The following is a 19,501-nucleotide window of genomic DNA, read 5'->3' on the forward strand; positions in this document are numbered from 1 at the left end:
TTTTAATAAAATGAACTAGGATTTTTAGTGTATTTAGCCCATTTTTTGCTTAGAAATCGGTTGTTAATCTGATAAGTTGGTCTTGTATTTCCTTTATCCAAGAAAGGTTTCACAGCTTTATCCATAGCAACCCAACCATTCCAACCCATGTGGATAGTGTCTTGCATGAAGTAAGCTTTGTCACCGTCTTTTGAAAAATCAGCAATATGGTTAAATCCTTGACTTTTCAGCTGGTATTTAATCTTTTCAACTGATTTTTGATACATATCTTGATTAAGACCTGTGTAGTCAGACCACTTGCTATTAACTGGTGGAATAATAAAAAGTACGTCCGTATTATTTTGGGCAAATTGATTTAGCACGAGCTGCAAATCGTTGTATTCTGGTGATTTTAGATAGTTAAATCTCGTCTGAGAATTTTTTAAACGCTTAGATTGTGGCTTGATACGCAAATTGTAAAAGGTATTATCAATGCCAAAACTGTTGCCACTACTTGCTTTTTTTCCATCTGCAGTCGCTATTTTTTCAAGTTGTGGATAAGTCAAATTTTCTGGTAACAACTTAGCTTGTGGTTTGACGGTTCCATCATAGTTATCCACAATTGATAACTGGCTGAACAGGACGTCTTCTTTTTGGAAAAGCATGTCTTTGTAGCTGAGTTTTTTTAGCTCTGCTTTGGTTAAGGATTTACCTGCTGCAACTTTTTCCATCAAATCTTGATAAGATGACTCAGGATAAAGTTTCAAAAATCGTTTAGCAGCGTAGCGGTCACAAGCTGAACCTGTTTGATGTTGTAAAAAATCAATCGCTTGTCCGCTGCTGAAAAATTCTTGAAAAGCTGCTGCATTTGCACCTTTAGCCGTAAACCATTGCGGTGAAATAAAATATACGACTTGCTTATTTTTCAACTCTTTATTAATCTGTTGAATGCCAAAATAGTGCGTTAAAGAAGCCGAACCTCTTTGTCCAAGCAAATACGGCGTGTAATTTCTATGATAGGCTTCAGCGAGCACTGACGGGTGCATTTTATCAAGGCGCAACCATTCACTAGAGCCGAAAAAAGGAACAAAACGATGTTTTGAATCACTCAAAGCACGTACTTTCTTGTACTTACTCTTAAAACCAGTTTTGGTTAAAGAAACAGCATCTTTTTTCTCCGCTTTTAAAGAATGTGAATGTGTTGACGATGGTACGCAAGCTAACAGCATCACAACCATCAACACCGCGCAGATAACTGGTCCTAGGATTTGCCATAGGCGTTTAAGCATTACGAAGCTCCTCTACTCCAGCAATAATTTTATTAGCTGTATTCCAATCGTCGCGACCAAATTCTGAAACTGGAATATTGATGTCAAAATGACTTTCCAGCTCAACGATTAGCTCAACAGTTCCCATGCTATCAAGGACTCCTGCGTCAAACAAATCTTCATCCATCATGTCAGACACATCTTCCATAAAAAGATCATCAATAATTGCTAGCACTTCTGATTTAATATCCATTTTTTAACTCCTTTTTAGTAATAAAATATCTTATTTCACAGGTGGTTTTGGAAACCACAATTGATCCAAGAACCCTGAAAATAGTAAGAATGACAACATCACAACATTAAATGTGATGAAAATTCCAAGACCTTGTGTCCACTTATTATCTGGAAGAGGAGACAAACCTTGTTTTTTACGGTCACGATTGATTTTTTTCTTCTTACGGACCCAAGCGTCATTAATCACAAGACCAACTCCGTGGAACAAGCCGTAAGCAATGTAATACCAAGTCAAACCGTGCCAGAATCCCATGATTAGCATGTTGATAATATAAGCAACACTTGAGGTTACGTTACGATTTTTAAAGACTTTGTGTTTAACCAACACTTTAACTAAACGCATAAAGACAAAATCACGGAACCAGAAAGAAAGGCTCATGTGCCAACGATTCCAAAATTCTTTCAAATCACGAGATTTAAAGGGTTGATTAAAGTTGACTGGGCTTTTAATTCCCATAAGATTTGAAATGGCAAGAGCAAACATGCTGTAGCCTGCAAAATCAAAGAACAAATCAAGTCCATAAGTGTACATAACACCAAGCGTCGCAATATTGAAGATACCACCCATTTGCAAAGCCATTTCTTTCAACGGTATCAACAACAAAGTGCCAAAGATATATGCCAAAATAAACTTGTAAAGAAAACCTAACATCAAATAATGCACGCTTTCTTCAAGCATATCTAAGAGCTCATCTCTTTCAGGAATGTTCTCATAGTCCTCATTGAAACGATTGAAACGGTCAATCGGTCCACTTGAAAAGGTCGGCATAAAAAGCATAAATCGCAAAAATTGCCATGGGCTAAATTCTTTCAGGACACCGTCACGTACTTCCATGATCGTCCCAACCGCACGGAATGTTAAATAGGAAATTCCTAAAAATCCGAAAAGTGATTGATGATTATCAATAGTCATTAAAGGTGTGACTTTTGTCCAAACTAAAGGCAAAATAGCCAAAAAGACACTGATATAAAAGACCCAGTTGTTATCGTATTTTTTACGATAAAGCTGGTAAGCAAAAACCAAAACAACTTGCCAAACAACATAAGCTAGCAAGGAAATAATCTGATTCAAATCTTTTCCCGTAAGCATCAAAATGATAAACGCAAGACTTACTAGAGCTTCATAAATTGGAAAACGACGTTTGAAAAATAGTCCGATAAAAATAGGTAAAACTGCCAAAATCAGATAAAAGAAATACTGTGGATTACCATACGCTTCCAAATGTGGCAATTGATGAAAAATAGTAATCATCGATTATTTACCTCATTCATCAAGCCTTTAATGTCAATTTTCCCATTTGGTGTTAGAGGCAAGCTTTCACGGTAAATAAATTTTGAAGGCATCATGTAGTCCATCATGATATCTTTCAAGTCTTCTTTGATGGCTTTTGTGATATCTAGCTGGCGTTCGAATTGTTCAGCAACGCCTTCTTTTAGCACAACGTAGGCTAAAAGATTTTGAACCTTGTGGTCTTTATTGTAACGAGGAACAGCAACAGCTGACTTGATGTAATCTGATTTGTTAAGATTTTGTGAAACTTCCTCAAGCTCAATACGGTATCCGTTGAACTTAATTTGGAAATCCATGCGTCCGCCATAAAGTAGCAAGCCTTGGTCAGTCATCACACCCAAATCTCCCGTGTGGTAAGCTGGTAAACCTTCAAATTCAAAGAAGGCTGCTTTGGTGCGTTCAGGATTATTGAGATAACCTTTAGATACTGCTGGACCAGACACAATGATTTCACCTTGCGTACCATTTGGCACAGCTTTGCCATTTTCATCGATAACAAAAGTCGGTGAATCAGCTTTTGTGTAGCCAATCGGCAGACGTTTACAAGTCTCTAACATCTCATCTGTAATCGCAACGGCAGAAAGTGCAACTGTCGCTTCTGTTGGACCATAAGCATTAACAATGCGTGCTTTTGGAAAGCGACTGCGCAATTTTTGAGCCGTCTTAACAGTCAACTCTTCCCCATCAAAGTAAAAATGCGTCAAATTTGGCAATGTTTCTTGGTTGAAATCATTTGACAACATAGCCATATCTACAAATGATGGTGTCGACGTCCACACACCAATCGGCAATTGATTGATTGTTTCAAACAGACGTTTAAAGTCAGTTGTTAAATCTTTTGGCAAAGCATAAAGTGTCCCACCAAATGCAAGAGTCGGTGCCCAGTACATCACTGACAAGTCAAATGAATACGGCGGTTGCGCTAGCATTTGTGGACGTTGTGGAACTGAGAATTCTTTGTCAGAAATCATCCAATTCGTAAAACTTAGCAAATTATCATGAGAAATTTGCACACCTTTTGGCTTGCCTGTTGTTCCAGACGTGAAGATGATGTAGTAATTATCGTCACCTTTAACTGAGTGTGTCAACTCGTAGTCTGATTTTTGTGCAAAGATATCTTTTAACTGCTCCAACTTAATCACTGGAACTGAAACTTCTATTGGAAAATCATCAACAGCAATAATCAAACTTGGCTTTGCAACTTCTAAAATTGCTTCGATGCGCTCAAGAGCTGAGTGTTGGTCAACTGGAATATAAGCATGACCAGATTTTGTCAAAGCCACAAATGTTGCTAACATTTCATATTCTTGTCCACCAAAAACAAGAACTGGGGACTTTTCTTCCAACTTCAACAAATCAATATAAGCTGCTAGTGAATCTGAATTTTCCTTTAAATCACGGTAAGTATGAACATCTCCCAAAATGTTATAAACAGGAAAATCACCCTGTGTTTGAGCAAAATGCTCAATGCTTTCAATCATATCGCGTAACATGAATCGTTTACCTTTCTAGAACTCGTTATAGATGAAATTACCTTGACCACGCCCAAGATAACCAAAAAAATAAATCAAAATCATAAAAATCAAGAAATAAAACAAGGTTTTTAATATAAATCGACCAGTTTCTTTCATGCAATCTCCCCACTAAATTAATACTGTTAATAGCCGATGCTCTTTTGTATTATTACATTCAATTTAAAAAGAGCCATGTTACTTATTATAGGTAAGCGCTTAGTAAAATGTCCGTGCAAATTGTTGAAAAACTAAGGCAAAACTGTGGCAATTTTCTATACTTCTAGTTTATAACGAATCGAAAAAAATGTCCTTACAGAGCTGTAAGATAAGCAAAAAAATCTGAGACTACTGCCTCAGATGTTCATTTTATTGACTAAAATTTACATTGCCTTAGTATCTGGTGTATTTTTGTCGCTTTCAGGCCAAATTTTCTCGTTCCACTTCACATTGTGGTGAGTGTCACGATATTTTTTAGGTGTCATTCCGACAACTTCTTTAAACTGTTGAATAAAATGACTTTGAGATGAAAATGATAAATGGTTTGCAATCTCAATCATCGAATAATCACTGAACTTCAACAAATCTTTCGCAACTTCTGCCTTTTTATTTTTGACATAGTTGCTGACGGAAATGCCGACTTCTTTTTTGAACAGACGTGATAAATAACTTGCTGAAATACCAAATTCATTTGCGAGTTGCTCGACTGTGATACGTTCTTTAATGTGACAATAAATGTAGTCTTTACAATCTGACACATGTTTTGAAATGACATCTTTTTGAATCTCACGTCGCATGCGCTCAGTGTAGTCGATGACCATTTCGTCGTGCAAATTTTGCACCTCTTGAACAGTATGAAGGTCATCTAATTTTTGAATGTAAAAATCACTGAGTCTAAATGCCTGCTCCAATTCCATGCCATTTTGTCCACACATGCGGGTAATCATGGCTGTCGTAATCACAAAATGGTATTTTAGATTTGTAACAGGATTGCGTGATAAAGTTCCAACACCATCTTCAGAGACAAAGCGCTCTTGTTCACAATTTTTACGAACAGCCTCAACATCACCTGTTGCGACTGCTTGGTAAAATAAGTACTCTTCTGTCATGGGACGATGTTCTACGTCATCCATATTATCGCTTATCGCTAAAAGTCTCCACTCATCCTTGAAATTCATTTCAATCTCCTTTTGTAAACGATTACTGTCTATTTACCATTTTACCACATAAAAATGTGTTTGATAAAAAATCTCCATGATTAGTGGAGATTTTTTAATGTACAATCATTTATCATAACGAATCCAGTCGTAATGCCCATATAACGGTGTTTTTCCATCATATGGATCTAGCCAATCATCGACACCGATTCCTGGCCAAACATTCATCATGATTTTTCCTGGTGTTACTGGGAGATTTTCAGTCACCGTATGAACAGCTTTGCCATCAACATACCATGTGATGTGGTCTTCTTGCCATTCAAAACCATAAGTGTGCCAGTCTTCTGACGCATCAAAACCTAGGTCATAAAGATATTCATGATTGCCAACGCCATCAGTAAAATAATTGAATTGAACTTTTGTCGTATCTTTGCCAAGAAATTCAATATCGATTTCATCCCATTTTGTACCATCTGTCGGTCCAGTATAGGTAAAAAATGAAGTGACAACGCCAGTATTTTTAATGGCTTTCATCCGCACTTGATAGCGTCCATAATGGAAATACTCTCTCGTACGCCACTCACCACCAGTATAGCCATCTTGGTCTTTATCAATTTTCAAGGTTAGACCATCATCAGTAAAACTAACATTATCAGGTTGCCAAGTGCAATCAAACATATCACCATTGGCACCCGTCCTTAGCTCCATATAACTTGGATCATATGCTCTAAAAGAAGTCTTAAATTGCTTTTGTTGGTTGATTTTCATACGTATTACTTTAACTTTCTAAAAATGATTATTGTTCTTTTTAAAAGGCGAGATTAAGAAGCTAAGAAATGCTACTAAAACTCCAGCAACTGTCAATAATTGACTTGGGCGTTCACCAGTTTTTGGTAAAACAATGAAAGAACTTTTAACAGGAGTTGATGTTGGAAGCGATGGTGCTGAGACACTAGCAACAGATACAGGAGAAGAAGTTACTACTTCTTGAGCAGTACTTTCAATTGTTGTTTGAGGAGAAGTTCCAACAATTTCTTCTCCTTTCACCTGATTAGAATTGTAAGTAACCCAATCATAATAGGCTACGAGTGGCGTTTGCCCATCAAATGCTTCTAACCAATCATCAACACCAATTCCTGGCTAAGCATTCATCATGATTTTTCCTGGTGTCACTGGAAGATTTTCAGTTGCTGTATAAACCGCAACACCATCAACATACCATGTGATGTGGTCAGCTTGCCAATCAAATCCATAAACGTGATAGGCTTTTGATGCATCAAAACCTAATTCATAAAGATACTCATGCCCACCAACACCATTTGTATAGTAATTAAACTGAACTTTTGTCGTATCTTTGCCAAGAAATTCAATATCGATTTCATCCCAAGGGTTGTTGTCACTTGGTCCAGTATAAGTGAAGAATGATGACACTACACCTGGATTACTAATTGGCTGCATACGCACAGAATACATGCCGTAACCAAAGAATTCACGTGTGCGCCATTCAGCACCATTATAACGATAAGCACGAGTGTTATTTTGGTCAATTGTCAGTGTTAACGTACCGCCGTTGACAACTGTATTATCTGGTACCCAACGACAATCAAACGGATCACCGTTGAACCAATCTGAACGCTCCATTGTTTCATCATCATAGTTATCAAAATCAACACGATAGTCATCAGTATGAAGAACTTGCTCAGGTTTAGTTGGTTCATCGCTATCTGAACCATTATCTCCCGTCGCTGCTAGCTGAATGACACTTAAATTTTGTGTATCATTTGTAGCCGTCAATTGATTAGAAATTTGATTTTGATTTGAAGCAACCGTTGTTTGATCTACTTCAGATTGATTATCAGAAAGAACAGATTGGACTTCTGATGTTTGATTAAGTATTTGAGACTGATTAGTCGTTTCGCTTACGTTTTCTTCTGTAGTAGTATTTTGATTATTTGTCACAAGTGGTGCATTTTCTGTTGGTATCGCATTGTTGACATCATCTGCTGATACGACCACAGCTCCAACCTGTAAACTACATAAGGCAGTTGCGTAGCAAATGTACTTTACGACATCTTTCTTGGTCATGAAATCTCCTTTTTCTCGTAAAATTATTCCTTAACACCACCGAGTGTAACACCGGCAATAATGTATTTTGAAAGGAAAAGGTAAACGATAATGATTGGCACGATTGCTACCAAAATCATGGTGTAAATTTTACCCATATCAAAGTTCATGTAATCTGCGCCACGCAATGTTGCAATCAAAATTGGCACAGTCATCTTGCTCTTAGTTTGGATAACCAAGGCTGGAATGAAGTAATTATTCCAAGAACCAACAAAGGTAAAGATTGCTTGAACCGCGATGGCTGGTTTCATGATTGGAAGAACAATTGTATTAAATGTTCTAAATTCATTTGAGCCGTCAATACGCGCAGCTTCTACCAATGATAGTGGCAAAGATGATTCCAAGTAACTATACATGAAATAGAAGACTGCAGGTGAAGCTACTGATGGAATAATCAATGGAAGCCAGCTGTCGTACATGCCCATATTAGTGATTAAGCGCAAGAACCCCATTGAAGTGACTTGTGTAGGCATAACCAAAATCGCCAAAATAAATGTAAAGGCAACTTTTTTCAACTTAAAGTCATAAACATATAAACCATAAGCAGTTAACGCAGAAAAATAAGTACAGATAGCAGCTGTCAAACCTGAAATAATCAAGCTGTTTAAAATTCCATGAAACATTGGGAAGCTACCATCATTTGCCACCTTGCTCAGATTATCAAATAATGAACCACCAGGTAGTGCTGAGAAACCTTTTTGCAACTCTGCATGCGAGTGAGTCGCATTGATAATCAGGATATAAAAGAAGAACAGGCACATAAATGATAAGGTAATTAATACAAAATGTGCCACAATAACACGTAATCTATTTTTCGCTTGTGTTGACATTATTTCGCCTTTCTACCTTTGTGTTTCAATTGATGTTTAGTCATTTTAATTTCATTGTTAGTCATACGATAAACAAACCAGCAAAGAATCGCACTAACCACAAAGAGATAAACTGATAGTGCACCTGCCATACCGTAGTTCTTGCTCTTCAAGTGATTATTCAAGAACATAATCAAAGTTGTTGAAGTACGGTCTGGAGAACCTTGACCATTTGTCAAAATTTGTGGAACATCGAACATTTGCAAACCACCAATAATTGACGTAATCAAAGTATAAGCTAAAATAGGTCGAATCATTGGTAAAGTGATATAGAAGAAACGTTGGCGACTGTTACAACCATCGATTTCAGCTGCTTCAAAAATATCAGGACTAATTCCCATGATAGCAGCCATCAACATGATTGTTGTATTACCAAACCACATCAAGAAGTTCATCACACCAACCAATGAACGTGTTCCAAAAGTTGAGCCCATGAAATCAATCGGCTCTTTAATCCAACCAAATGATTCTAGGATTGAATTAATTGGACCATTTGTTGAAAAGAGTGTGAAGAATAACATGGCAAAGGCTGACGCCATGATTAGGTTTGGCAAATAAATAACAACCTTGAAAAATTGTCGACCACGAATTTTCAGTCTAGCATCCACAAACCAGTTAGCAAGCACCAAGGCAATTACAATCTGTGGAATAAATCCGATTAGCCACAAAATCATGGTGTTTGCTGCATATTTCAGCATATCTGAATGCAATAAGCTGATATAATTTTCTAGACCGACGAAATTTGGTCCGATTTCTCTCATCCCTGAACGATAATATTCAAAGAAACTATAACGAATAGTGTCCACCAATGGGATAAAAGAGAAAATAAAGAATATCAAGAAGAATGGCAGGATAAAAATATATCCCCATTTTCCATAATCTATACGCTTACGTCTTTTTTTCATCTCTATCACTCCTCTAAAATACAGGGAGCAAGCTAGAAAATTTTTCACTTGGAAAAGATTTTCTAACTCACCCCCGCAAGGTCTACCTAAATTCCCAAAAACTTTATGAAATAACGTAACAATCTAAAACGGTTGTGAGCCAAATGTTAAATCAGTTTAGTCTGGCCATTTAACATCTGTAATTTCTGGATAACGTTCTTTAATGGCTGTTTCAAAGTTTGTTTTGGCTTTGTTGAAGCTTACTTTTCCTTGAAGGTAGTCATTAAATGAGTTTTGAATCAACTCAACACAACCTTGGTCATAAGATGACAATGGTGCAATTTTAATTTTTTCTGCAACTGGTGCGTAGTATGAATAAGCATTTTCACCACCAAGGAAATCAGACTTGAAGCTATCATCGTTAGCAGCTGCTTCCATACCAGATTTAGTATTTGTAAAGTCTTGGTATTCTTTAGAAATCTTCAAGAGGTTATCTTTGTCAGCTGTCAAAGCTTTAATGATGGCTTTAACGTGTTTAGGATTGTCTGTACCCTCAGCACCATGAATGTATGAACCTCCCCAGTTGTATTCTTGTGGTGGATTTGTAACAGCCCAATCGCCGTCTGCACCATCCCAATTTGATTTCAAAGTAAAGTCAATACCCCAAGCTGGGAACAAGAATGAGAAGACTTTAGATTGTGAACCCATTGCTTTGTTCCAATCGTCAGTCCATTGACCTTTAACTGTTTTATTGAAGTAACCAGCATCAAGCCATTCTTTAGAATCTTTAACCCAATTCATAATTTGTGGGTCAACACGAACTGTTGTTGAACCATCTTCAACCCATGGTTTAGAAATGCTATTACCATACAAGCGGAATGTATCAGCGTATGATGCAAATGTGTAGTAGCCTTTATCAAGAAGTTCTTGCGCTGTTGCTTTCATTGTATCCCAGTCTTTAACTTTTTCACCAACTGCCGTTGGATCATCTGTACCAAAGACTGCTTTTGCAATATCACGGCGATAGATTAGAACACCTGGACAAGTTTGCCATGTTGAACCACGTTGAACACCAGATTCATCTGAAGCTGTTTGCTTAGTGAAGTCATATTGGTCTGCCAAATCTTTCTTAGGATTAATACCCAAGTCTTTCAAAGGCATTGCAACATTTGCTTCTTTAGAAGTGTATTTTGAAACGTAGTCAGTTTCTGATAGGAAAATATCAACTTTGTCATCAGCAGATGCTGAGTCTTGTTTTTCAAGAGCTTCATCCAATTTTTGTTGGTAAACACCATCTTGGTTTGGATTGATAATCCAGTGAATTTCACTACCATCTTTTAGTTTAGTAACACTTCCGTCTTTAGAAGTTTCTTTAACTTCTGGATAAACGGCTTCAACACGTTGGCGGAATTCATCATTCCAAGAATAAACATTGATGACTTTTCCTTCCTCACCTGAAGCTGATGAACTTGATTTAGAAGAGCATCCAACCATTGTCCCTGCTGCAAGAGCAATCGCTATAAAAGCGCTTACTTTTTTGTTCATAATCCTTCTCCTTTTTTGAGGTTTCCCCTCTTGTTTTTGTAACTGCATTATACCCCGATTACGAGGAGGGTTATATTATAATATTTTAAAAAATATCATTTTTATGACCTTGATTGAAAAAGTTTTTATAGAAAATAATTATTTTTTAATCTTTTTAACACGTAAACCCTTACATAGAAGTGCGCCATTTCGTTGTTATATCAACATTTACAGCCATTTCTCTAACTTTATTCTTCCTATTATACTAATAAAAGTACTTGTGTAAGAAATTTGATATCAAGCAAGTTAATATCATAAATATGATATTTTTCTCTTCTTTTTTATTTTCTCTAAATTCAATTTCGTCTAGAATATGGGCAGAAGATAAAGGAGATAACTATGAAGCCATTAACATTTACTAACAACAAAGGGGATTTCAAACTTTCCCAAGCAGAAAATATCAGTTCTTTGTACTTTCCACTTGCTTCAGAAATTGGACTAAAAAGCGCAGTCACTCCAAATCTAGGAGGCGATGCCAAAATCAATCAAGATACTTTCTTATTAGAACCTGTCAGCGTGGACAATCTCCATAATAATCGCTCAACGCGTAATTTTTGGGTCCGTGACAATAATGGAAATGTCTTTTCTGCAACTGGTGCATCAGCACAGCAAGAAGCCCTCAGATTTTCCGATAAGGAAGAAAAAAACTCTGTTGAGGCTGGCTTTATGTGGCACAAAATTGAACGCACAGCAGCAAACATGCCGTTAAAATCAACAATCACATCCTTTGTGCCACGAGATGAAAATGTCGAAATCATGCTCGTTACATTAGAAAACTTGTCAGACACTGACCAAAAATTAACTGCTTACGGTGCTGTTCCAATTTTCGGACGTAGTGCTGACAATATCCGTGACCACCGAAACGTCACATCTATGTTGCACCGAATCAAAACTACAGACGAAGGTGTCTTAGTTTGCCCGACAATGTCATTTGACGAACGCGGTCACCAACTCAATCACCAAATTTATTATGTTCTTGGATTTGATGACAAAGAAAAAACACCAAAAACATTCTACCCTACTGTAGAAACATTTATCGGAGAAGGCGGAACATTTACTCACCCAGCTGCTGTTTATAAAGACATAGAAGGTGTGACTGCAGATACGCACATCGATGGTCGCGAAGCCATGGGAGCTTTCAAATTTGAAACCTTCACCCTAGCTGCTAGTCAAAGCAAGACATTTATCCTATTAATGGGAATCAATGACAAAGAAAAAGCGATTCAAACTGTTGCTGAAAAATACAAAAGCCTTGCTACCGTTGAAAAAGCACTGCAAGAAACAAAAGATTACTGGCAAGAAAAAGTTGGTGTTGATTTTAAAACTGGAGACAGCGACTTTGATGGCTACATGAAATGGGTTTGCTTCCAACCATTCTTACGTCGATTATTTGGTTGCTCATTCTTGCCACATCACGATTATGGACGTGGCGGACGTGGTTGGCGCGACCTTTGGCAGGACTGCCTTTCACTCCTACTTATGGAACCAAAAACTGTTGGCGATATGATTATCAACAACTACAAGGGAGTTCGTCTTGATGGCACAAATGCCACAATCATCGGTGATGGTGACGGCAATTTCATTGCTGACCGTAATGGCATTACTCGTGTTTGGATGGACCACGCGCTTTGGCCATTAATGACCACAAAACTCTACATCGACCAAACAGGTGACGTCGATATTTTGACCAAAGAAGTCTCATACTTCAAAGACCCTCACGTCAAACGTGGCACTGAAATCGACCAAGATTGGAATGATAACTATGGCAATGAACAACGCACTTCTGACAACAGCGTCTACACTGGTAGCATCCTCGAACACTTGCTTATCCAACATTTGACTGGATTTTACGAAGTTGGTGACCACAATATCTACCGCCTACGCGGAGCTGATTGGAACGATGCGCTCGATATGGCTAATGACCACGGAGAAAGTGTTGCCTTTACTGCTGCTTATTCTGGAAATCTGATGGACCTTGCAAGCCTCATTCGTCTACTAGAAAGTCAAACTGGCACAGATTCTGTTGAAATCCTCGAAGAAATCGGTCTTTTGCTCAAAAATGACTCAGACATTTTCGATAATATTAAACGTAAACACCAAATCCTCGAAGCCTACACTAACCAATGCCGCCACAACGTTACTGGACGTAAAATCAGAATTTCACTTTCTGAGTTGGCACTAAATCTCATTCAAAAAGCTGCTTGGCTTCGCCAACATCTGCAAAAACAAGAATGGCTTGATTTTGATGAACACGAAGGCTGCTACAACAGCTACTACGACAATAGTGGTAAACCAACTGATGGCTACTACAACGACCGTATGCACATGATGTTGACTGGACAAGTCTTTCCTATCATGAATTTTGTTGCTACGGATGAACAAATCCGCAAAATCACAGCTAGTGCTGACCACTACCTCTACCGCCAAGAAATCGGTGGCTATCGTCTAAATACCGACTTCAAAGAAATCAAAACCGACCTTGGTCGCATGTTTGGATTTGCTTATGGTGAAAAAGAAAACGGGGCAGTCTTTTCTCACATGACAGTCATGTACGCCAATGCCCTTTATCGTCGTGGCTTTGCAAAAGAAGGCTGGAAAGCTCTTAAAACTCTAGCAGACACAGCTCTCAACTTTGAAACAAGTCGAATCTATCCAGGTATTCCTGAATACTTCCGTGCTGACGGTCGTGGTGTTTACCACTACCTAACTGGAGCTGCTAGCTGGTACATGCTGACAATGGTGACAGAAGCTTTCGGTGTTCACGGAAAAGCTGGTGACCTTGTCCTTTATCCAAAACTTCTTGCAGAACAATTCGATGACAAAGGGCGCGCAAGCATCACCGTACAATTTGCCGATAAGACATTCCATATTCACTACGATAACCCAAATCAAAAAGATTTTGGAAAATATATCATCAAAAAAGCTGTCTGTGATAACCAAGAAATCGACATCACTGATGACGCATTTGCTTTTATCACAAAAGATAAACTCACAGAACTCTCTGACGATACCCACGAAATTATCATTACACTAGCTTAAAAAACAGAAAGGACTCTCTCATGAAATACGGCTACTTTGACGATGACAATCGCGAATATGTTATCACTCACCCAAACACCCCCAAACCTTGGGTCAACTATCTTGGCTCACCTGAATACGGTGCTATCATTTCAAATAACGCTGGCGGATACAGTTTTGCAAAATCTGGTGCTAATGGACGTATTTTGCGCTATGTTTTCAACAATTTTGATCAACCAGGTCGCTACATCTACCTGCGTGACGATGACAATAAAGACTTCTGGTCTGCATCATGGCAACCTGTTGGTAAAGATTTAAAAGACTATCATAGTGAGTGCCACCACGGGATGGGCTACACTAAGATGATTGCTGATTACTCTGACATTCATTCAAAAGCTACCTACTACGTTCCAAAAGACAAAAGCTATGAAGTTTGGGCAATCACCGTTACTAACCGCTCTGAGCAAGCTCGTCATCTCACACTAACAGGCTACGCTGAATTTACCAACCACAGCAACTACGAGCAAGACCAAGTCAACCTTCAATACTCACTTTTCATCACGCGCACCCTTTTCCAAGGCGACCGTATCGTCCAACAAATTCACGGAAATCTTGACACCCTTAATGATAGCGAACAAGTGGACGAAAAAAATGTCACTGAACGCTTCTTTGGACTTGGTGGTGCAAAGGTTAGCTCATATTGTGGAGACAAAAAAAACTTCTTAGGTGACTACAACGGCTACGACAAACCTGAAGGAGTCACATCTGGAAATCTTGGTGACCAAACAAGCTACAACGAAAATGCTTGTGGTGCTCTTTCAAGCAAAATCACACTTGAACCACAAGAAAGTAAAACACTTGTCTTTCTCCTTGGTGAAAAAACATCCCAAGAAGCTGCTGACATTATCTCTCATTACGCTAATCCAGCAAAAACTGTTGAAGCTGAAATTCAAGAACTTCGAGATGAATGGGAAGACCGCTTAACTAACCTTCAAGTCCAAACACCAAGTCCAGAATTCAACACCATGCTCAATACCTGGAATGCCTACAACTGCTACATGACCTTCATCTGGTCACGCGCCGCCTCATTTATCTACTGCGGACTTCGTAACGGCTATGGCTACCGCGATACTGTCCAAGACATCCAAGGTATCATTCACTTGAAACCTGAAATGGCAGCTGAAAAGATTCGTTTCATGCTATCAGCTCAAGTCGATAACGGTGGGGGACTTCCTCTTGTAAAATTCACCCACAACCCAGGTCACGAAGACACACCAGATGACGCATCCTATGTTCAAGAAACTGGTCACCCAGCCTACCGTGCAGACGATGCCCTCTGGCTATTTCCAACAGTCTACAAATACATCTCTGAAACAGGAAACCTTGCCTTCCTTGATGAAGTGATTCCATTTGCCAATAAAAGAGAAGCAAGTGTCTACGAACATTTAAAAGCTGCTGTTCAGTTCTCACTTGACCACCTCGGACCTCACGGCATGCCTGCTGGGCTTTACGCTGACTGGAATGACTGTCTTCGCCTCGGTGCCAATGGTGAATCATCATTTGTCGCTTTGCAATTCTACTATGCCCTAAGCGTCTTGCGTGAATTTGCCAAAGCCAAAAACGATACTGACTACCTTGCTTTCCTTGACTCTGAACAAGATAAAATGGGACAAAAAATTCAAGACCTCTGCTGGGATAATGACCGCTTCATTCGTGGTTTCACCGAAGCAGGTGAACGTATCGGCGCAGCTGATGACCCAGAAGCTAATATGTGGCTAAACCCACAAAGCTGGGCTGTCATCAGTGGCTTTGCTGACAAAGAACAAGCAGACCTCGCTATGAATAATGTTTTTGAACAGCTTAACACAGATTATGGTGCTATCCTCATGAACCCACCATATCACGCTCACGCTTTCGACGGCGCTCTTGCTGTTATCTATAACCAAGGCACCAAAGAAAACTCTGGTATCTTCTCTCAATCACAAGGTTGGCTAATCCTAGCTGAAGCACTACGCGGACAAGGACAACGTGCCTTTACTTACTTTATGGAAAATGCTCCCGCTGCCCAAAACGACCGCGCAGACATCCGTCAACTAGAACCTTACTGCTACGGTCAATTTACAGAAGGTCCTGCTAGCCCACATTTTGGACGCTCACACGTCCACTGGCTAACTGGTACAGCTTCAACTGTTATGGTTGGCTGCGTAGAAGGGATCCTAGGACTTCGACCAGACTTAGGTGGTCTAAAACTCTCACCAGCCATTCCAAAAGAATGGGATGCTTTCAGCATGACCAAAATCTTCCGTGGCAAAGAACTTCACATCACTGTGGAAAATCCAAATCATAAGGAAACAGGCTTTACAAAACTCATCCTCAATGGTCAAGAACTTGACCAAGCCTACATTCCTGAAGACCTCCTAAAAGAAACCAACCAAATCACTCTTACCCTATAAAAACAAAAGCTGAGACTAAGTCTCAGCTTTTTAGCTATCAAAAAAAGGACTGAAATCATTCAGTTCTTTCTTCTTTTAACGTTTTAGTAAGAGTGATTTTAAAGAGTTATTTTTGGGGGAGTTAACCGATTTGTTTGGGGAGTGTAGTTTCAATCAGTTAAGTAAAAACAGACTGTTATGTCGCTAACAATAACTTAATTAAAATTTATCATAACTAATCCAGTCATAATAAGCATATAAAGGAGTCCAACCATTATAAGCGCCTAACCAAGAATCTACTTCATGAGTTCCAGGCCAAGCATTCATCATAATCTTACCTGGTGTGCTAGGAATATTGTTATAAGCTGTGTAAACAGCTCTTCCATCAACATACCAAGTAATATGGTCTGCTTGCCAATCAAAACCATAAGTATGGAATCCTTGAGAAGCATCGAATCCTAAATTATAAAGGTATTCGTGATTTCCTTGACCACTAGTATAGTAGTTAAATTGAACTTTAGTAGTATCTTTACCTAAAAATTCAATGTCAATTTCATCCCACTTTGTTCCATCACTTGGACCAGTGTAAGTAAAGAATGAAGAAACAACACCTGGATTTTTAATGGGTTTCATATTCACTTGGAAAAGACCATATCCAAAGCGTTCTCTACTACGCCATTCACCACCAGTGTAGCCTCCGCGGCCATCACTTCCAATTTTAAGGTTCATAAGACCGTTGTTAAAACCAACGTTTGCGGGATCCCAACGGCAATTAAACATACCGCCATTCGTTCCGCTACGAAGTTCCATGGTACCACCGTTATAGCCATTTAGTTCTTGACTATAGTGATATTTACTTTGCGCAGAAACACTTTGCGAAATCCCAAAGAAAGCTAATAAGAGAACAATTAAACAACTAACTTTTTTCAACATAGTAATACCTCAGTTTAAACATTTTCAAAAGTAAAGTTCTGGCAGAAAAAGGAACTAATCTCCTCTACCAGATTTGCAAGAGATAAGCAAATCTAGTCAAATTCACTTTTTCTAACCGACAACGATTTTTAAAAATGGGGCAAATTCTTTTTCATAATCCTGAAAAGATGCTAGTCACACAAATTTTTGTTTCTCTTTAAAATCCTCCGTTTTTCCGTTATGTCAATAGTATAGCGCTTTCATTAAACCTGTTATATTACTTTCTCTAAAAAAATATCAGATTTATGACATCAAGAGAAAAAAGAAAAAGTCTTCTTGGAACCATTTTAAGTAAAATAGCTCTAAGAAGACCTTTTATAAAGGTTAAGAAAATCAAGACTGATGACTTAATTTTACTCGCTTATAAGACAAAATCCCCTGCAGTAAAGCTGACAAGAATAAAATAACTACTGCTAAAATAAGTACACTTTTAACACCACTATCTAAAAGCGCTAAAACCAGCAAAATAAAATTAATGATTCTGATATAAAGGCTAACTTCTTTCATCAACTCACCCTCCCAAATTCTTTATCTTGCGTTTTTCATAAAACGCTTACATTTATATTATACTACATTTTTCGCCAGATTTTTATACTTTTTTCAAAAAATATGAAAAAATTTTATAAAAAACCACAATTTCATTCATGAAACTGTGGTAAATCGTATTATTTCTTTTTATCTAATGATTTCTTGATAGTATCGATAGCTCCTTCTGAGCCTTCTTTGAGGTCATCAACCAATTCTTTTCCCTTAGCAATTGTCTTTTCAACAAAGCCTTCAGCTTCTAGCTTTTTATTACCAGTTACTTTTCCCAAACCTTGTTTGAGACCGCCCTTAACTTGATCTAATTTTGCTTTATATTTTTCGTCAGACATACATGTGTCCTCCAATCTTTAAGTTACTTAAAGTCTAGCATTTTCGATTAGATAAGTAAAGTATCCGCTTTCAAAAATCATAAAATAAAAACCGCCAGACTCGAGCACTGGCGGATGATTTATCATTATGCAGATAAAACTTTACGTCCTTTACGACGACGAGCAGCAAGCACGCGACGTCCGTTTTTAGTTGACATACGGTGACGGAATCCGTGTTTACGTTGACGACGGATTTTACTTGGTTGATAAGTACGTTTCACGATGAATACCTCCTCATAGATTTTCGTATTCGTTTAGCCGGCTATATTTGATCAGTTACTAAACATACCCTACTATTTTATAATAAGTATGGCTAGCTGTCAAGCACTACTTATTTTTTTCCTGTAGTTTCTGATTAATATTTTTCACACGATGATTAAAATTAATGTAAAGCACAAGCCAAATCACTAGGTAAATCAAGGTAAATTCTACCAAAAAATCCCATGACCAAAAGAAACTTGTCGTGATGCCATTCATCAAATTTAAGCAGCTATTAATGCTGTAAACAAGGCAAAAATGGATAATCAGTTTCCAAGTCATAGCAAAAGCTTCTACCTCAAAAATCATACTAACTAACCCAATCAAACCACTTGTAAAAACAACATTAGCAATCTGCTGAACCGTCTGTGTCTTTGCACCACTTTGCCACAAGAAGAAAAGGTAACAAAGACCCCCAAAGCCTATTCCAATTAGAATATAAACAATCGCACGTTTAATAAATTTCATCAGGCACACCTCACAATCCCAAAGCTTTTTCCAAATCTGACAAATAACGACGACTGACGTCTGTCTTAATATCATTTGTCAAAAGAGCCAGCATATTTCCCGAGAAACTACTCTCTAAAGCCTTTAAATGATTGATATTAAGCACAGCATGCTTTGATACTTGTACAAAATCAGGGTTGTTCAGGCGAGCACGAAACTTGTAAAGACGGTCGTTAGTCACAAGTCTTCCGTGTCTTGTCTCTAAAATCAAAGAACTTCCGTCAACATCTATCAAAATTAAATCTGACACGCGCAATAACTCTGTACGCATAGCCGTTTTTACTGGTAAAACTTCCGTTTTTTCCTGATTAAATCTCGCTAAATAATCTAAAACATCTTGGACAGCTTGATCGTATTTTCCACTTCGGACCAAAACCTCAATAGCCTCTTTTGGCAAACTGCTATCCTCTTCAAACTGGTAGTGCACCCTTTAACTCCT

20 protein-coding genes are annotated in these 19,501 nt (G+C 38.2%); 2 read left to right on the top strand and 18 right to left on the bottom strand.

Features of this window, described 5'->3' with window-relative positions:
- Positions 1-2: 2 nt before the first annotated feature.
- The 12 genes from dltD to ACN0NP_RS03935 all read right to left on the bottom strand — a co-directional run bounded on the left by dltD (position 3) and on the right by ACN0NP_RS03935 (position 10,922).
- Positions 3-1,268: a D-alanyl-lipoteichoic acid biosynthesis protein DltD gene (gene dltD / locus ACN0NP_RS03880; protein ID WP_074629835.1), complete on the bottom strand. Its 1,266-nt coding sequence runs from the start codon at positions 1,266-1,268 to the stop codon at positions 3-5.
- Complete coding sequence (dltC, locus tag ACN0NP_RS03885; RefSeq protein ID WP_021143198.1) at positions 1,261-1,500, bottom strand: D-alanine--poly(phosphoribitol) ligase subunit DltC; 240 nt, start codon at positions 1,498-1,500, stop codon at positions 1,261-1,263. Before dltC ends, dltD begins: the two co-directional genes overlap by 8 nt.
- A 30-nt stretch (positions 1,501-1,530) precedes the next feature.
- Positions 1,531-2,793 carry a D-alanyl-lipoteichoic acid biosynthesis protein DltB gene (gene dltB / locus ACN0NP_RS03890; RefSeq protein ID WP_423217597.1) on the bottom strand — a complete coding sequence of 421 codons (1,263 nt, stop codon included), beginning with the start codon at positions 2,791-2,793 and terminating at the stop codon, positions 1,531-1,533.
- Positions 2,790-4,325, bottom strand: a complete 1,536-nt coding sequence (dltA, locus tag ACN0NP_RS03895; RefSeq protein ID WP_423217598.1) for a D-alanine--poly(phosphoribitol) ligase subunit DltA — start codon at positions 4,323-4,325, stop codon at positions 2,790-2,792. Before dltA ends, dltB begins: the two co-directional genes overlap by 4 nt.
- A gap of 15 nt (positions 4,326-4,340) precedes the next feature.
- Complete coding sequence (locus tag ACN0NP_RS03900) at positions 4,341-4,463, bottom strand: teichoic acid D-Ala incorporation-associated protein DltX (RefSeq protein WP_021143201.1); 123 nt, start codon at positions 4,461-4,463, stop codon at positions 4,341-4,343.
- Between the two features lie 263 nt (positions 4,464-4,726).
- Positions 4,727-5,521, bottom strand: a complete 795-nt coding sequence (locus ACN0NP_RS03905; RefSeq protein WP_243602855.1) for an AraC family transcriptional regulator — start codon at positions 5,519-5,521, stop codon at positions 4,727-4,729.
- A 105-nt stretch (positions 5,522-5,626) separates the two neighbouring features.
- A complete protein-coding gene (gene bglS, locus ACN0NP_RS03910; protein WP_423217599.1) occupies positions 5,627-6,208 on the bottom strand; it encodes a beta-glucanase in 582 nt (193 codons plus the stop codon).
- A 78-nt stretch (positions 6,209-6,286) separates the two neighbouring features.
- The gene (locus tag ACN0NP_RS03915) at positions 6,287-6,547 is read right to left on the bottom strand and encodes an LPXTG cell wall anchor domain-containing protein (RefSeq protein WP_423217600.1); all 261 of its coding nucleotides are present in this window, start codon (positions 6,545-6,547) and stop codon (positions 6,287-6,289) included.
- Positions 6,548-6,640: 93 nt separating this feature from the next.
- A complete protein-coding gene (locus ACN0NP_RS03920) occupies positions 6,641-7,585 on the bottom strand; it encodes a family 16 glycosylhydrolase (RefSeq protein WP_423217601.1) in 945 nt (314 codons plus the stop codon).
- A 23-nt stretch (positions 7,586-7,608) separates the two neighbouring features.
- Positions 7,609-8,454 (bottom strand): carbohydrate ABC transporter permease, encoded by an 846-nt coding sequence (locus ACN0NP_RS03925; RefSeq protein ID WP_021143207.1) that lies wholly within the window; start codon positions 8,452-8,454, stop codon positions 7,609-7,611.
- Positions 8,454-9,398, bottom strand: coding sequence for a carbohydrate ABC transporter permease (locus ACN0NP_RS03930; RefSeq protein WP_423217602.1), 945 nt, complete (start codon positions 9,396-9,398; stop codon positions 8,454-8,456). The genes ACN0NP_RS03925 and ACN0NP_RS03930 overlap by 1 nt, the downstream gene beginning before the upstream one ends.
- A 156-nt stretch (positions 9,399-9,554) precedes the next feature.
- On the bottom strand, positions 9,555-10,922 hold the full coding sequence (locus ACN0NP_RS03935) for an ABC transporter substrate-binding protein (protein ID WP_024344375.1): 1,368 nt from the start codon (positions 10,920-10,922) through the stop codon (positions 9,555-9,557).
- Positions 10,923-11,300: 378 nt separating this feature from the next.
- On the opposite strand from ACN0NP_RS03935, the gene ACN0NP_RS03940 reads away from it, so the two are divergent.
- Positions 11,301-14,000 carry a GH36-type glycosyl hydrolase domain-containing protein gene (locus ACN0NP_RS03940; protein ID WP_423217603.1) on the top strand — a complete coding sequence of 900 codons (2,700 nt, stop codon included), beginning with the start codon at positions 11,301-11,303 and terminating at the stop codon, positions 13,998-14,000.
- A 20-nt stretch (positions 14,001-14,020) separates the two neighbouring features.
- Entirely contained in the window at positions 14,021-16,432 is a 2,412-nt protein-coding gene (locus ACN0NP_RS03945; protein ID WP_423217604.1) for a GH36-type glycosyl hydrolase domain-containing protein, read from the top strand.
- Between the two features lie 198 nt (positions 16,433-16,630).
- Here ACN0NP_RS03945 and bglS (ACN0NP_RS03950) read toward each other — a convergent pair whose 3' ends face one another.
- The 6 genes from bglS (ACN0NP_RS03950) to ACN0NP_RS03975 all read right to left on the bottom strand — a co-directional run bounded on the left by bglS (ACN0NP_RS03950) (position 16,631) and on the right by ACN0NP_RS03975 (position 19,489).
- Positions 16,631-17,344: a beta-glucanase gene (gene bglS / locus ACN0NP_RS03950; protein WP_021143213.1), complete on the bottom strand. Its 714-nt coding sequence runs from the start codon at positions 17,342-17,344 to the stop codon at positions 16,631-16,633.
- A gap of 372 nt (positions 17,345-17,716) precedes the next feature.
- Complete coding sequence (locus ACN0NP_RS03955; protein WP_423217605.1) at positions 17,717-17,890, bottom strand: hypothetical protein; 174 nt, start codon at positions 17,888-17,890, stop codon at positions 17,717-17,719.
- A 158-nt stretch (positions 17,891-18,048) separates the two neighbouring features.
- A complete protein-coding gene (locus ACN0NP_RS03960) occupies positions 18,049-18,258 on the bottom strand; it encodes a CsbD family protein (RefSeq protein ID WP_021143215.1) in 210 nt (69 codons plus the stop codon).
- A 125-nt stretch (positions 18,259-18,383) separates the two neighbouring features.
- The gene (gene rpmH, locus ACN0NP_RS03965; RefSeq protein ID WP_002885866.1) at positions 18,384-18,518 is read right to left on the bottom strand and encodes a 50S ribosomal protein L34; all 135 of its coding nucleotides are present in this window, start codon (positions 18,516-18,518) and stop codon (positions 18,384-18,386) included.
- Positions 18,519-18,624: 106 nt separating this feature from the next.
- Complete coding sequence (locus ACN0NP_RS03970; protein WP_423217606.1) at positions 18,625-19,023, bottom strand: DUF3021 domain-containing protein; 399 nt, start codon at positions 19,021-19,023, stop codon at positions 18,625-18,627.
- 10 nt (positions 19,024-19,033) lie between these two features.
- Positions 19,034-19,489, bottom strand: coding sequence for a LytTR family DNA-binding domain-containing protein (locus tag ACN0NP_RS03975; protein ID WP_024344379.1), 456 nt, complete (start codon positions 19,487-19,489; stop codon positions 19,034-19,036).
- Positions 19,490-19,501: the final 12 nt, after the last annotated feature.

Origin of the sequence: Streptococcus equinus, from assembly GCF_049393805.1 — a bacterium.
GTDB classification, from domain to species: Bacteria; Bacillota; Bacilli; order Lactobacillales; family Streptococcaceae; genus Streptococcus; species Streptococcus equinus.

Coding starts and splice junctions, on each gene's coding strand:
- dltD (WP_074629835.1), bottom strand. CDS start 1,268: ATGCTTAAACGCCTATGGCAAATCCTAGGACCAGTTATCTGCGCGGTG.
- dltC (WP_021143198.1), bottom strand. CDS start 1,500: ATGGATATTAAATCAGAAGTGCTAGCAATTATTGATGATCTTTTTATG.
- dltB (WP_423217597.1), bottom strand. CDS start 2,793: ATGATTACTATTTTTCATCAATTGCCACATTTGGAAGCGTATGGTAAT.
- dltA (WP_423217598.1), bottom strand. CDS start 4,325: ATGTTACGCGATATGATTGAAAGCATTGAGCATTTTGCTCAAACACAG.
- ACN0NP_RS03900 (WP_021143201.1), bottom strand. CDS start 4,463: ATGAAAGAAACTGGTCGATTTATATTAAAAACCTTGTTTTATTTCTTG.
- ACN0NP_RS03905 (WP_243602855.1), bottom strand. CDS start 5,521: ATGAATTTCAAGGATGAGTGGAGACTTTTAGCGATAAGCGATAATATG.
- bglS (WP_423217599.1), bottom strand. CDS start 6,208: ATGGAGCTAAGGACGGGTGCCAATGGTGATATGTTTGATTGCACTTGG.
- ACN0NP_RS03920 (WP_423217601.1), bottom strand. CDS start 7,585: ATGACCAAGAAAGATGTCGTAAAGTACATTTGCTACGCAACTGCCTTA.
- ACN0NP_RS03925 (WP_021143207.1), bottom strand. CDS start 8,454: ATGTCAACACAAGCGAAAAATAGATTACGTGTTATTGTGGCACATTTT.
- ACN0NP_RS03930 (WP_423217602.1), bottom strand. CDS start 9,398: ATGAAAAAAAGACGTAAGCGTATAGATTATGGAAAATGGGGATATATT.
- ACN0NP_RS03935 (WP_024344375.1), bottom strand. CDS start 10,922: ATGAACAAAAAAGTAAGCGCTTTTATAGCGATTGCTCTTGCAGCAGGG.
- ACN0NP_RS03940 (WP_423217603.1), top strand. CDS start 11,301: ATGAAGCCATTAACATTTACTAACAACAAAGGGGATTTCAAACTTTCC.
- ACN0NP_RS03945 (WP_423217604.1), top strand. CDS start 14,021: ATGAAATACGGCTACTTTGACGATGACAATCGCGAATATGTTATCACT.
- bglS (WP_021143213.1), bottom strand. CDS start 17,344: ATGTTGAAAAAAGTTAGTTGTTTAATTGTTCTCTTATTAGCTTTCTTT.
- ACN0NP_RS03955 (WP_423217605.1), bottom strand. CDS start 17,890: ATGAAAGAAGTTAGCCTTTATATCAGAATCATTAATTTTATTTTGCTG.
- ACN0NP_RS03960 (WP_021143215.1), bottom strand. CDS start 18,258: ATGTCTGACGAAAAATATAAAGCAAAATTAGATCAAGTTAAGGGCGGT.
- ACN0NP_RS03970 (WP_423217606.1), bottom strand. CDS start 19,023: ATGAAATTTATTAAACGTGCGATTGTTTATATTCTAATTGGAATAGGC.